Source organism: Candidatus Nanosynbacter sp. TM7-057 (assembly GCF_022828295.1).
Taxonomy (GTDB): Bacteria; Patescibacteriota; Saccharimonadia; order Saccharimonadales; family Saccharimonadaceae; genus Nanosynbacter.
Genome location: NZ_JAJQJT010000001.1, coordinates 22,610 through 36,890 on the forward strand (window position 1 = coordinate 22,610; position 14,281 = coordinate 36,890).

Annotated in this window: 13 protein-coding genes; 8 read left to right on the top strand and 5 right to left on the bottom strand. The window is 44.2% G+C overall.

Annotation, left to right across the window (positions count from 1 at the left end; all coding sequences use genetic code 11):
* Window positions 1–45: 45 nt before the first annotated feature.
* The 5 genes from dnaX to recR are packed head-to-tail and all read left to right on the top strand — an operon-like array spanning window position 46 to window position 5,273.
* Window positions 46–1,494 carry a DNA polymerase III subunit gamma/tau gene (dnaX, locus tag LRM45_RS00145; RefSeq protein ID WP_243826257.1) on the top strand — a complete coding sequence of 483 codons (1,449 nt, stop codon included), beginning with the start codon at window positions 46–48 and terminating at the stop codon, window positions 1,492–1,494.
* Window positions 1,494–2,846, top strand: coding sequence for a replicative DNA helicase (gene dnaB, locus LRM45_RS00150; protein ID WP_129635267.1), 1,353 nt, complete (start codon window positions 1,494–1,496; stop codon window positions 2,844–2,846). The genes dnaX and dnaB overlap by 1 nt, the downstream gene beginning before the upstream one ends.
* A gap of 21 nt (window positions 2,847–2,867) precedes the next feature.
* Complete coding sequence (locus LRM45_RS00155; RefSeq protein ID WP_243826258.1) at window positions 2,868–4,328, top strand: glycosyltransferase family 39 protein; 1,461 nt, start codon at window positions 2,868–2,870, stop codon at window positions 4,326–4,328.
* 32 nt (window positions 4,329–4,360) lie between these two features.
* Entirely contained in the window at window positions 4,361–4,651 is a 291-nt protein-coding gene (locus tag LRM45_RS00160; protein ID WP_129635271.1) for a YbaB/EbfC family nucleoid-associated protein, read from the top strand.
* 4 nt (window positions 4,652–4,655) lie between these two features.
* Window positions 4,656–5,273: a recombination mediator RecR gene (gene recR, locus LRM45_RS00165; protein ID WP_129635273.1), complete on the top strand. Its 618-nt coding sequence runs from the start codon at window positions 4,656–4,658 to the stop codon at window positions 5,271–5,273.
* Window positions 5,274–5,342: 69 nt separating this feature from the next.
* Here the strand turns inward: recR and LRM45_RS00170 are convergent, their stop codons facing one another.
* Window positions 5,343–6,506: a PKD domain-containing protein gene (locus tag LRM45_RS00170; protein WP_243826259.1), complete on the bottom strand. Its 1,164-nt coding sequence runs from the start codon at window positions 6,504–6,506 to the stop codon at window positions 5,343–5,345.
* A 208-nt stretch (window positions 6,507–6,714) separates the two neighbouring features.
* On the opposite strand from LRM45_RS00170, the gene LRM45_RS00175 reads away from it, so the two are divergent.
* Window positions 6,715–7,695, top strand: coding sequence for a DHH family phosphoesterase (locus LRM45_RS00175; RefSeq protein WP_243826260.1), 981 nt, complete (start codon window positions 6,715–6,717; stop codon window positions 7,693–7,695).
* A 12-nt stretch (window positions 7,696–7,707) separates the two neighbouring features.
* Here the strand turns inward: LRM45_RS00175 and LRM45_RS00180 are convergent, their stop codons facing one another.
* Window positions 7,708–8,538, bottom strand: coding sequence for a hypothetical protein (locus tag LRM45_RS00180; RefSeq protein ID WP_243826261.1), 831 nt, complete (start codon window positions 8,536–8,538; stop codon window positions 7,708–7,710).
* A gap of 309 nt (window positions 8,539–8,847) precedes the next feature.
* Between LRM45_RS00180 and LRM45_RS00185 the strand changes: the two genes are divergently transcribed.
* Together LRM45_RS00185 and cysS are read left to right on the top strand one after the other, a co-directional pair.
* Window positions 8,848–9,501, top strand: a complete 654-nt coding sequence (locus tag LRM45_RS00185; protein WP_243826262.1) for a hypothetical protein — start codon at window positions 8,848–8,850, stop codon at window positions 9,499–9,501.
* 142 nt (window positions 9,502–9,643) lie between these two features.
* The gene (gene cysS, locus LRM45_RS00190) at window positions 9,644–11,077 is read left to right on the top strand and encodes a cysteine--tRNA ligase (protein WP_243826263.1); all 1,434 of its coding nucleotides are present in this window, start codon (window positions 9,644–9,646) and stop codon (window positions 11,075–11,077) included.
* 39 nt (window positions 11,078–11,116) lie between these two features.
* Here the strand turns inward: cysS and LRM45_RS00195 are convergent, their stop codons facing one another.
* Genes LRM45_RS00195 through LRM45_RS00205 form a run of 3 tightly spaced genes read right to left on the bottom strand, consistent with a single transcriptional unit; the run spans window position 11,117 to window position 14,227 of the window.
* Window positions 11,117–12,250, bottom strand: a complete 1,134-nt coding sequence (locus LRM45_RS00195; protein ID WP_243826264.1) for an AI-2E family transporter — start codon at window positions 12,248–12,250, stop codon at window positions 11,117–11,119.
* 2 nt (window positions 12,251–12,252) lie between these two features.
* On the bottom strand, window positions 12,253–13,485 hold the full coding sequence (locus LRM45_RS00200; RefSeq protein ID WP_243826265.1) for an ABC transporter permease: 1,233 nt from the start codon (window positions 13,483–13,485) through the stop codon (window positions 12,253–12,255).
* Window positions 13,478–14,227: an ABC transporter ATP-binding protein gene (locus tag LRM45_RS00205; RefSeq protein WP_243826266.1), complete on the bottom strand. Its 750-nt coding sequence runs from the start codon at window positions 14,225–14,227 to the stop codon at window positions 13,478–13,480. Before LRM45_RS00205 ends, LRM45_RS00200 begins: the two co-directional genes overlap by 8 nt.
* Window positions 14,228–14,281: the final 54 nt, after the last annotated feature.

Consider the following 14,281-nt stretch of genomic DNA (forward strand, 5'->3'; position numbering starts at 1 on the left):
AAATGCCGTTTTCTGCTATAATTATCTCATGAGGAGCATGAGGGAATGAGTCAGGCGCTATATCGTAAATATCGCAGTCGCAGTTTGGATGAAGTTTTAGGTCAAGATCACGTGACTAGTATTTTACGTCGAGCGTTAGAGCAGAGAAAAATTGCTCATGCGTACTTGTTGACTGGACCGCGTGGCGTGGGAAAAACATCGGTGGCGCGAATTCTGGCGCACGAGATTAACCACTTGCCATATGATGACGATTCTTCAAACTTGGATATTATTGAAATTGACGCAGCCAGTAATAACGGCGTTGACGACATTCGAGCTTTAAGGGAAAAAGCCCAAGTTGCGCCTGTTTCTGCGCCGAAAAAAGTTTATATCATCGATGAAGTTCACATGCTGTCAAAATCAGCATTTAACGCGCTATTAAAAACCCTGGAAGAACCACCAGAGCACGTGGTGTTTATCTTAGCTACAACTGACGCCGACAGACTTCCAGCCACCATTCTTAGCCGCGTCCAGCAATTTTTCTTCCGCCCAATTCCGACGGAAATTATGACGCGCCAGTTAATGAATATAGCGAAAAAAGAAGGATTTGCAATTGAAGAGGATGCTGCCAGGTTAATCGCTGAACGTTCCCGCGGCGGATTCCGTGACGGCATTAGTATGCTTGACCAATTGTCGATTTTAGCAACATCAGACCAGCCACTGACGGCGAATATGGTTACCGAATATTTGGGGCTTAGCGACGCGACGATGCTCGGCAATTTGTTGGATTCATATCCGTCCGACGACAACGAGAAAGTCTTAAATATCTTTCAGGAATTAGAAAATAGCGGTGCAAATTCAGTTATCGTGTCACATCAATTATTGTCGATTGCTCGCAATAGATTACGAAAAAATCCGAATCTTATTGGGCTGGTTCAGCAATTGATCGAGGTTGATCGACATCCGCACCCAGACTTGAAATTATTGACGATATTCATGAACAGCAATTCTCAGCCGACAGAAAAGCCAGCCGCGCCAAAGAAAGATACAACTCAAGCCGCGACCCAAAAACCCGCCGAAAAACCAACGCCAATTAAGTCCGTAGAGTCAGCCAAACCGACAGAAGAGCCGATTGAAAAAGAAGAAAAACCAGCCGAGCCAGCAAAAAAACCCGCCATAAAGCCAAAGAAAACTGACGCGCCGCTAGAGCTAAATTGGGAAAAAGTCATTGAAAGAGCGAAGGAAAAATCCCTCGGGCTGGCGTCATTATTACAGAAAAGCCAGTGGTCGTTTGACGGTGAAAAATTGACAATTTATGCAGGTTCCGCGTTTTATAAGAAAAAGCTGGACGACGCAAAAAACAAACCATTGATTTCGGAAATTATCTCAGAAGAAACCGCGATGGATTTGGAAATTGATATAATTGGAGAGAAGAAACCGCCAGAGGACGAAAAATTGGCGGAAATTGCAGAATTAATGGGTGGCGGCGAAGAAGTTAAGCTGGAGGATATTTAATGGCAGATAAAAGCGAAGAAGTAAAAGGGAAGATACCGCCACAAAATTTGGACGCGGAAAAGAGTTTGCTTGGGGCGGTTCTAATTGACGAGGAAGTTTTGGCGGACGCCGCAGAAATTACTCACCCTAGCGATTTTTACGACAAGAATCACGGATTGATTTTTGCTGGAATGATGCGGCTATTTGAAAAACATAAGCCTGTCGATCTGCTGACCTTAACCGACGAATTGAAGCGAAAGGACGAACTGGAATTGGTTGGCGGATCGGCGTATCTAACAGAGCTGACAAACTACGTCCCAACGGCAGCGCACGCATCGGCTTACGCGGAGATGATTGCACAAGCAGCGGTTCGCAGGCGTCTGATAAAAGCGAGCGGCGACATTTCCGAGCTTGGCTATGACGAATCGACGACCACGCAGGAATTATTAGAGAAGGCCGAAGCTGAACTTTTCAGCGTATCAGACCAATCAACCAAGCAAGATTTGGTCAGTCTGGAAAGTATTCTAACGGATAGCTTTGATCGAATTGAAGAGCTCAGTAAAAATAAAGGTTCTCTCAGAGGAGTCCGCACTGGATATCGAGATCTGGACAATATGACCGCTGGCTTGCAAAAATCAGATTTGATCATTCTGGCAGCTCGTCCAGCCATGGGTAAGACGACGCTAGTGACGAATCTGGCTTATAACGTGGCGACGATTGAAAAGAATCCTGTCCTATTCTTCAGCCTAGAGATGAGCAAGGAACAGCTGGTCGACCGTATGTTGGCGGATGCGTCGGGAGTTGATAGCTGGAATATTCGCACCGGAAATCTGAGCGACGAAGATTTTGCTAAATTGTCTGAAGCTATGGGTGAAATGGCCGAGGCGCCAATTTACATCGATGACACACCAGGATTATCGGTTTTGGAAATGCGCACGAAAGCGCGTCGAATTGCTCATGAAAACCAATTGGGACTAATCATCGTCGACTATTTGCAGCTTATGCAGGCCAACGGAAACCACAACGGGAACCGCGTTCAGGAAGTTTCGGAAATTTCACGCGGACTGAAGCTTATTGCTCGCGAATTGAATGTGCCGCTAATTGCCCTGAGTCAGTTGAGCCGTTCTGTCGAATCTCGTACGCCGCCAATTCCACAACTAGCCGACCTGCGCGAATCCGGTTCCATTGAGCAGGACGCCGACATCGTGAGCTTTATTTATCGCCCTGGATATTATGAGCCAGACAACCCGGAAGTTCAGAATATTACTGACCTCATCATCGCTAAGCATCGTAACGGCCCAGTTGGTAAAGTCCAATTATACTTCCACCCAGAGCGCCTACGCTTTATGAGTCTGGATCGCAAGCATGAATAGAATTGTGTTATAATCATACCAATGAAAAAGCAAAAAGTTACCGATATATTCCTTTACCGATGGCGCTACGTTTTCGGCTATACGCTACTGGCGTTACTTTACGTCGGAGCAATTATAATCTCTGCACTGCACATACCAGGTGGATTGTCGCAAGCAGAAATCGACATGGTCAATACGACAAATCACTTGAACTTTAACATCGAGGGAATTGCCGTCACAAACTTGCCATTCCATCTTCTTCAATTGCTATTCTTCAAACTGTTTGGCGTCAGCTTATTAACAATTAAAGCGCCCGCCGTAATCCTTTCAATCGCCAGCTCCATCGCTATTTTCTTCCTCTTAAAGCGCTGGTTTAAGCCGTCCACAACGATTCTATCACTATTAATCATGGCAACGACTGGACAATTCTTATTCATCGGTCAAAGTGCAACTGTTGGCATTTTATACATCTTTTACACCGCGCTAACTTTACTTTTCGCTACATTGATTCTCCAGAAAGCCCAGAACGCCTCCATTTGGCGAATCAGCTTAGCCATCACCACGGCACTCAGCCTCTTCACTCCGTATTTTTGGTATATCAATCTGGGACTTCTGATCATAGCCTTTCTGCATCCGCATCCACGTTATTTCCTCATCTCCCGAAAACATCGCAAGTCTTGGATTGTGCCGTCCGCTATTTTATTCGCGATTGGTTGTGCGATTGGTTTTCTTTGCTATAAATCCCACGCGCTATTTTACAACCTCATCGGTATCAACGGCCTAAGTTTTGATATCGTTGCAAACCTCAGGACTTTATATTACACATACATCCGCATTTTCCCATCAGTTGTAGGGAACCAAATCACGCCAATTATGGACATCAACGCAATGGTGCTAATCGGACTAGGACTATTCCGCAGCTTCCAAAAAATCTCCAGCGCCCGCTCGTTTATGATTTGGTCGTGGCTAATCTTAGCATTGGCGCTACTCATCTTCCAGCCAAGCCTCACCCCGATAATCATCATCCCGCTATTCATTCTCTTGGCGGTCGGATTGGAGTCCCTAATGAACATGTGGTACGGACTTTTCCCGCGCAATCCATACGCTCGCGGCACAGGACTGGTTTTTATATCAATGCTAATTATCGTTATGGTGATGGGTGGCAGCTTCCGCTATATTGACGGTTATCGTTATTTCCCGGAAGCGGTTTCACGCTTTAATAAAGATTTATCTCTACTCCGTAAAAATACCGCGCCGACCGATTCATTCTCGTTATTGGTTAGTAAAGAAGAATCACCGATTTACGAAGCGCTTAAAAAACACAACTATCACCAGATATCAATTATCCACACAGCGCCAGCGAATGTCGGACAGACTTTATATGTTAGCCACAGAGTAAAGTCTCAAATTCCGCAGACTTACTCTGGGCGCCTGTCGTCAGTAATTGTCAATGACCATAAAGACGGTGACCGCTTCTATATCTACACATCCGACCGCAAATAGGGTATAATTGTAAGTGTTAAATAAGGAGGAATATGGCGTTTGATCAGGTAAAAATGCTGCAACAATTACGCAAAGCACAGAAACAATTAGGTAAAGAAATCATCGAAGTTGAGGCTGGCGATGGCGCTGTGATCGTGCAAATCACTGGCGAGTTAAAGATTAAATCTGTAAAAATTGACCCAGAAATGGTCGACTTGGAAAATATCGAAGAGTTGGAGCACTGGATCGAAATCGCAGTTCGCGACGGTATGACAAAGGCTCAGGAAGTCGCTGCTGAAACTATGAAGCCATTGATGGGCGGCTTGGGCAACTTGCCATTCTAAAGTCATGTCAATCGACATTTTACCAAAAGCTCTAACCGCTTTAATTGATGATTTTGGTAATCTACCTGGAGTTGGACCGCGTACGGCCGAAAGATATGCCTACGCGGTTTTACGCCGCAACCCTAAATCCGCAAAGCAATTAGCGCATTCATTAGACCGATTGCACGACCGCGTAAAAACCTGCCCGAAGACATTTGCGTTGATCGACTCAGATGACGATGTGTCGCCTTTATACGCAGATTCGAACAGGAATAAGAAAATCGTTTGTGTAGTCGAGGAGCCGCTAGACATCGTTGCTATAGAAAGAACAGGGCAGTTCCTGGGTACGTACCACGTGCTGGGAGGTGTTATTTCACCAATTGACAATATCGGGCCAGAGCAATTGCATATCCCAGAACTAATCGAGCGTATAAAAACAGACGACGTTCAAGAGATTATCATCGCCACGAATGCTTCAGTAGAAGGCGAATCAACAGCACTGTTTTTGCAAAGATACATCCAGGAAGCTGGATTGAATACGACTATCACACGCTTGGCTAGAGGTATTCCAGTCGGCGTTGATCTTGAGTACGCAGACCAAATTACGCTAACTCACGCACTAGAAGGTCGAAAACAATTATAAACTCAACAGCTTCATCGCCAATAAAAATACCCGCCATCTCGGCGGGTATTTCGTTGCTAGCTTGACCTATTACATTTGGCGGCGGCTAGCGATGTAAGCGATAGTAGCTGTAGTTAGTCCACCTAGGCCTAGTGCTGACATGATCGCGTCACTTGCACCAGTCTTTGGCAATTCTGGGCTAGGTGTTGGTGTAGGAGTAGGAGTTTCCTTACATTCGTCCAAGTTAGTCTTGTGAATCTTTTCGTTAAACTCTTCCTTTTTAATCTCCTTAGTGTACTTCTTGCCACCTTCTTCAATTACACAGACTGTGATCTTAGCAGGTGCTTCTTTACAATCGTTTGGATTCTTTGAATGCTTACTCTTGTCGAATTCTGATTCCTTAATTTCTGTTGGATATTTCTTAGTATTAAGGTCGCAAACGATCATTTTTGGCTCTGGCTTAACCGTAACAGTTTTTTGACAGTTAGGGTTTTGCCTCTTAACTTCACCAGTTTCTTTACCGTTTACAGTAATAGTAACTGTGTAGCTGCCTTCTTTTGCGTAAGTGTATTGAATTTCTGATGAGTTAGTTGTCTTGATGTTGTTATCACCGAAGTTGTATGTGTAGCTGGTGATAGATGCGCCATCCTTAGCGGTTGCCTTAACGCTGAACTTGAAGGTGTTACGAGAAATTTCAGTTACTTGCAAAGCGTCACATGTTAGAGCAGGCTTTGCTGGAGGTGTTGTTGGGTTACCCCAAACTGGGTTACCACAGTCTTTAATCACACCAGTGATAAATGAGCCGTTATTGTCAAACCATGCGTAAATATTGTAGCTCTTAGGTCCGTCAACGAAGCTCTGACCAGTTGTGTATTGGTAGTAAGTATATCCGTTTGAGGTCTTGTAGCTACGTTGTGGTTGAGGCTGACGAGTACCAGCTTTAGACTGTACGGTTATAGCGTTTGTAGCTACAACACGACCGTCAACTGTAATATTACCATTTGCGTCAACTACACCTTCGCGCATATTTGATCCGCCCTGAACCATAGTTTCAGTAACGTACCACTCTTTATATAGTTCTTTAATTTCTGTACGGCTGTATGCTGTTTGCAATTCTGACATAGAATGTGTACCACAATATACAACGTTAAAACTGTTACAGCCGGCAGCCTGTGAAGGTGATGCCAACCAGATTCCACCGAGCATAGCAAATCCCAAAGAGATAGCAATGCCGATTTTCTTAAATTTGTTCATAAAAACTCCTCTTTCCAGCCCTATCTTCAGGCTTTATGTCCTCATACTAGCACAATCTTTATATTTTGTCAATAATAATTTATAAAAATGTTTATGTTTTTTTAGATTGCGCAGTATTTTTAATAGTCCATCACATATTATACCACTTATGTAATTAAAAACAATATATATTATATTAGAGTAAAAATCATTTGTTATAATAAATAATATGCTAGATACAGCTAAACAATTCATTCAATCCGCAAACAATATAGTTATTATTCAAGCCGAAAATCCCGACGGCGACAGCCTGGGTTCAAGCTTGGCACTGGAAGAAGTCTTAAGCGACCTAGGGAAGACTGTCACTTTATATTGTCCAGTAGATATACCGAAATACCTTCATTACATTCGCGGTTGGGATCGAGTGCAGAACGACTTTCCGTTTCAAGCCGACGCCGCGATAATTGTCGATACAAGTGCGGATATCCTTCTTAGTAAGGTCTTAGAAACTCCTGGAGCGCGACATTTCTTGGAAACACACCCAACTCTGGTTATCGATCATCACACAGCCGAATCGACGCTCAGCTTTGACCATATTATGTTATCAGAAACCGTCGTGGCGACCGGGGAATTACTGTATAAACTGTTCAAGCATTCTGACTGGAAGATAAACGCTCAGGCGGCCGAAGATTTATTGATAGCTATTATGAGCGATAGCTTGGGGCTTACTACGCAAAACACCACAGCTCAGACTTTTCATGCGGCAGGAGAACTTACAGAGCTGGGCGCGTCTAATGCGGAAATTGAAGAGCGACGACGCGAATTTATGAAAAAATCGCCAGAAATTTTGGCGTACAAGGGGAAATTGATCGAGCGAATCGAATATTTACTAGACGGACAATTGGCGCTGGTGCATGTGCCATTTGAAGAAATTCAGCAATATAGCGACGCCTACAACCCCGGCGCGTTGATTGGCGATGAATTGAGGCTGGTTGAAGGCGTGGCGCTTAGTTGTGTTATTAAAACTTACCCCGACGGCAAATTAACTGCGCGCTTACGAGGTAATTTGCCAATCGCCGATACCGTGGCTGGATATTTCGGTGGCGGCGGTCATCCGTACGCGGCAGGATTCCGCGTATATGAAAGCTATGATGAAATCGTGCGAGAATTAGTCACGGCGACAGATCAGGCTCTACAAACAGAATACTGATCCACTAGACTATCAATATATATCTCTCAGACCTGCTCTATCTAGTTGCTTTATCAAATCATCATTCACGTCAAATGCGCCCTCAGACCATAGAGGTCCATTAACTTTTCTTCGCACCTTTTCTACTCGGTCCGATACGCTAGGACAGATAAACCTTACTCCTTGATCGCGTTTCAGATAGTCCTGAAGCACCTTGCTTACAGCATAGGCCCGCAACTCAAAACAAAGAATCTCCTTACTATCATTAGAACATTTTTCCAAAACTGGATTCGTGACGCAATCATGAGCATGAGATGTCTCGTGTGCTAATGCAGTAATATTAATACACATCAATACATTACGAGCTACACTAACAATAGGGCGAAGATATACTCTTGAATTGCCCATATTGTAGATGCTATTACTACAAAAACCGCCAACATCTGTTCTTTCTATTTTTGTGGGCGGATAGCTATCTAAGGCGCGATACATATCATCAATACACATTCTGGCAGAACTTTCACTGGCAAAAGTATCGCTTATTCTATCTTTTTGCACTGGCATAGGAGATATCTGCCTTCCAGAAACAACAAACTTATCGCTACTAACAAGCGGTATTGTATTTTTATCTGTCCAGTCTGAGTCAGGATGACTGTCTCCCAGCTCTTCACCTTTAACATATTTCATAGGCTCCAGCATTTGAGCCGTATTATATAAATCTAGAGCCAACTGTCCTAATTCGTTAATTACGCAAGGTTTTTCCAAAGCGGTGATTAGCCCCTCTTTCATGAGCTTTAAAGAGTCCAATGAAAGAGGTTTGTCATATCCAGACACAGGCGGATGCATAAAATACACTTCTCCCATAAGCTCTTTATTATGTGTTAAATAGTCTATTATGTCAAACAGAAGGTCTTATCTGGCGACATAGCTACGATGTTTTAGACCCTGATAGGACTAGGTTAGAGTTGACTTTTTAATATAAGTGTGGTATAAATAACACCAGCTTTTGTTGACAAGTTGAGTAAATCCTTGTCCGAAAGCGTACTTTGACAGACAGTTATATACAAGGTGAGTTTTTATTCCTTTTATAAAAAGCAGAAAAGAGGAATGAGATCTCACCTTGTGACAAAACGTCACTTAACCATCCAGGGGTGAGAAGACAGGAAAGAGATCATGGATGATAACATCCTGAAGATCAACGGAAAGAGCCTCTCTTTCAAAGAGAGCGACATCAAGCTCTTCAGAAAACTGAAGAATTCCATCGATGGTCTGGATCGCGTCCTCCGAGAATCTGGGAAAATCCCAGACTGGAAGAGGAAAGAGTTCATCGCCAATATGACCGAGGGGTATCTTTCGGTCATGATTGTCTTGCATGACATCTTGAGTTCTACTATAGATATCAAGCACCACTCTGTTCGCAGAGTGGTGAGTGCTTCGCGTTCAACGGAGGAAAAGATCGTTGATGTATTTGTTGCGGCAGGAGCTGCAGCCAAGGCGCAGTCTTGGCTGGCTTGGGAGATAATGACGCAGTACAATCGTCTTGCGCTACACCATGGCAAGATGATGAGGCGCCTAAATGGTGCAACCATCTCTGCCTTGAAAAAGACAGTGCGAACCTTGGAAGAACAGAGTAAGGGAGTGAAGGGTCTCGGAGATTATCTCACCGAGATTGCGATATTCTCATTGCAAGTGGAGGAGAATGTCCACATCTTGCTCGACGACTCCGACATTCTTCAGCTGGAGGAGCACCAAATTTCCCAGTTGCACAAACTGCTCGAAAGGGTTAAGGCCCTCCTGGAGTGGAAGCGTCCCCGTCCCCAGAGCTAACACTAGCTCATTAGGAGAAATGGCAGGCGGCGTTTTGTAATAATACTGTCTGTCATTTCTTCCTTGAAATTATCAAGTCCCAACTGGGGCTGTTTTTATGTCAATTTTGAAAAACTGACCAGAGTAACGTACAATAGAACTAATGATAAAACTCCATAACACGCTCACTAGACGAAAAGACGAACTGACGCCGCTTGACGGAGAGGTGATTAAATTTTACACCTGTGGTCTAACGGTTTATTCGCAGCCGCACATCGGCAACTGGGTTGGTTATATTTATTGGGATGTGTTGGTGCGATTGCTACGCTGGCAAGATATTCCCGTTATTCGAACGCAAAACATCACCGACGTTGGTCATTTGACCAGTGACGACGATAACGGCGAGGATAAAATGGAAAAAGGTGCGCGCCGTGAAGGGAAGACTGCCTGGGACGTGGCGGAAAGATATATTTCCGTTGCAAATCATGAAGCCTACGACGTGCTGAAATTGATAAAACCAGATTATTTGGTGCGGGCGACGGATTATATTCAGCAGCAGATTGACTTCGCAAAAGGACTGGACAAAAAAGGATTTTTATATAAAATCGACGGCGACGGCATGTATTTTGACACGTCGCTTTTGAAGGACTACGGAAAATTAGCGCGGCTGGACGTGGCGGGCCTGGAAGCTGGCGCCAGAGTGAGCGTTGAGGGAAAGCGCAATATTACCGACTTCGCCGTATGGAAATTTTCACCAAAAGATGCCAAGCGCGATATGGAATGGGATAGTCCGTGGGGAGTGGGTTTTCCTGGCTGGCACCTGGAATGTTCGACAATTGCCCGTGAAACACTTGGGGATTCTATTGATATTCACGCTGGCGGGATTGATCATATTCCAGTTCATCACACGAATGAAATTGCCCAGAGCGAGAGTTTGACTGGAAAGCAATTTTCTCAAATTTGGCTACATAATAATCACATAAAAGTCGACGGCCGAAAAATGAGTAAATCTCTGGGGAATATTATTACGCTGGAAGATATTATTTCGCGAGGGTTTAGTCCGATGGCGTTTAAGCTGGCGATTCTCAGTAAACATTATCAGACGGAGGGCAATTTTACTTGGGAAATCCTGGAAGCAGCGCAGGCGCGATTGAATCATTGGCGTGAATACGCAGCTCTGAGACATCAGACTCACGATACGCTGGAAGATGACGACGATAAGGACGAGCAGGACGATTCGGTTTCGTTGCTAGCGGGATGTCAGGCATTGGTCGAGAAATTGAACGACGATTTGGATACTCCAGGCGCACTGGCGTTGATTGATGAAGTATTTTCAAAGTTGGATCATACGCCGCTTGATAAAATTCATCGACAGAGTTTAGTGCAGTTTATTGATGAGATTGACGAGATTTTAGGGCTGGATTTGGCTGAGTCTACGCCTGATATTACTGACGATTTGAAGAGGTTGATTATCCAGCGACGTCAAGCGCGCGCAGAGAAAAATTGGGAAGAATCCGACAGAATTCGCGATGAACTTCTTCAGGCTGGCGTTGCCGTTCGTGATACGCCAAGCGGCAGCGTTTGGACATGGAAATAGCCCGCTGAACTCAACGGGCTATATTTTGTTTCGTGCTAATTAATCTTCGTTTTTCAGTTTCTTAACTAATTTATTAAGAGGTTTTTCGTTTTCGACGCGATTAGACTTGGCTTGCTCCAAGTAATTGTCCAGCAAAACCTTCACGACGCCAGCGGCTGGAATAGCAACCAAACCGCCTAATAGACCACCGACATACAAACCAATTGTCACCGCGACCAAGACAGTCAGAGCCGACAACTCAACCTTCTTTGATTGGATAGAAGGAGAGACAAAGTTATTCTCAATCTGCTGGTAAATCACGAAATAAATCGCGTAAATAACGCCCGCTGTCATATTATTGAAGAATAGCAGTAGTGATATCAACGCGCCAGCAATCGTTGCGCCAAACATCGGAATTAGCGTCAACACAAACGTCGCCATAACGGTGAGCATTGCCAAATTGGAATTTATGACAGGGAATGTCAAACTCAGCACAAACACCACGAAACCTGATAATATCGCATCGATTCCAGAAACCGTCAATTGCCCAGAAACATAACCTGTGACCACGTTATACATTCGGCCAACCAGCTTCTTATGACGCTCCATTTTTTCTTCGTCGTTGTACAATCCCCACAAACGCTTCACCCAAGTTGGACCCTCGAGAAGCATCAGGAATGACAGCACCAGCACCAAGAATAACGATCCTAAGAATGACGCCAAAGAGCCAACGCTGGATAATAAATTCGTGCCGACGCTCGTCGCCCAAGACGAAGATTGCTGCTTAATGTTTTCCATCATCGAATCGACCTGCGGGCGCAAATTATTCTTATCAATAAAATCATTGACGCCACGCCACTGTGAGCTGGCTTGGTCAATTATGCTCGGAATGCTCTCGACGAATTTGGCAGATTGCTGGACAATTGGCGGAATCACAAACCAAATCACGCAACCCAAAAGCAGAACCAGCGTCGTATACGCCAGCGCCGTGCCGCCCAATCGGCTTTTTCCAGGAAGTTTTTTAGCAATTGCTGCGACTGGACGGTTCAACGCCAACGCCAAGAACAGGGAAATCCCCAATAAAACCAGCGCATCCTTTGCGGAATAAATTGCCAAACCAGCCAGACCAAAGCCCATCACGACCAGCCAAAATCGCACAAATGTTTTAGTGTCTATCTCTATACGTACTTTCATAATTAAACTTTACCAGCTTTTCGGCGTGTCCGCAACGCCGACAGAGATAATTTACTATCATAAGACATCGCGCCGTAGCGGAAAACGCGCACCGATAGCCACATGACAAACACCGCTGTAGCGACCAAAATTGCCGTACCGAGTAAAGCTTCCCAAATCGGCAAATTGCCTATTGCGTTTCGTAATAACAATGGAATCGGCGCGGTGAATGGAAATAGCGACAAGAACTTAACGAAGAAATAATCAGGGAAGGAAACGAACGCCGTGATTCCGTAAAATGGACCAATGAATAGCATCATCACAATTCCAAACCACTGACTGGCTTCTTTGGCGGTCGGCATCATCGCGCCCAAAGTCACCAACATTCCCGTAAATAAAGTGAAGCTGGCGGAGAAAATTATGATCGCCAGACCAATTCTCACAGGATCAAACACGAGCGTGCTCAAGTCCAGATTAGGCAATTGCAACTTCGAGCCAAATGCCAAATAGCCCGCCAAAACTGGCAAAACAATCACCAAAATCTGAATCAAAGCCAACACTATCAAAGACAGAATTTTACCCGTAATCAAAGTGTCAGTTTTAACGGTCGTAAGCAGAATTTCCACCGTGCGATTTTCTTTTTCCTCGGTGGTGCTAATAAGCATTTGATTGCCAAAAATACTGATGAGAATGAACAAAATAACCAAAAACATTCCCGGCACAATCATCTCATTAATGCCGCCGTGCTCTTTTCCGTCCAGATATGTGGTTGATGACAATTGGACTTTGTCACGTAAAATTGCAACTTGCGCTGGATTAACATCGCTTGCTACTGATTGGCTCAATAAGCTCTGCGCCACCGCACCATATTTTCCGTTTTGGAATAGTCCAACATCTTTACCGTAAACTTCGACCTTTTGCTTGCTCAAATCTTTTGGAAAATACACATACGCATCAACTTTATTATTTTTTACGTCGTCAATTCCAGATTCTTTCGATTTGGCAGTTTTGGCTTTAATTGCCGCCGCAAGTTCAGGCTTCACTAACTTCGAATCGTCCGTGACTTCCAGCGAAAATTCTTGCTTTTCCAGATTTTTTGACGCTTCAATAGTCGTGCTTTGCGACCAAAACATAATGCCATACAGCACGCCAATCAACAAAGGAAATCCCAATGCCGTCAACCAAAACGTCGGTTTCTTCAGTGTTCTAAGCGTCTCGAATTTGAAAACCGTCCCCAAATTATGCATTTTACTCATCGCTCAACTCCTTCGCTTCGCCGCCGTAAACTTGGACAAAAATGTCGTCCATTGAAGCGCCGCCAAATTGTTTTTTCACTTCTTCCAATGTTCCATATGCCGCCGCTTGACCATCCTTCAATAAAATCAAACGATCGCACAATCTTTCAACTTCCTCCATCTGGTGCGTAACGTAAATAATTGTCGCGCCAGTTTTTCGTTGCTCCTCAATTATATTCATCAACAAACGACGATTCACCGGATCAAAACCTTTGGCTGGCTCGTCCATAATTAGCAGTTCTGGATCGCCCATAATTGTTACGCCAAGTTGAATCTTCTGCTGCTGTCCGCCAGATAATTTATCAAGTTGCGTGTTAGCCTTGTCGCTCAAATTGACGCGCTCCAAAAACTTCATAGAAAAATCCTTAGCTTCTTTGCGACTCAATCCTTTCAATTGACCAAAGTAAAGCATCACGTCTAAAACTTTTTCTTTTTTATACAAGCCGCGCTCCTCAGGAAGATATCCGAGGCGAATCTGGCTATCCACCGAATATGGCTTGCCGTTTATCAATAAATCGCCCGCGGTCGGCTGATATAGTCCAAGCAGTGCGCGCAACGTCGTAGTTTTTCCCGAACCATTGCTTCCCAAAAAACCAAAAACTTCGCCGCGAAAAACATCAAAACTCAGATCTTTAATAACAGTTTTATCACCGAAACTCATCTTAAAATGACGAATCTCAACCATTTTTTTATTATCTAGCATACGCCTCCTTTTCTTCAAATAAAATTATAACACTTAACGAAAAAAAAGATATAA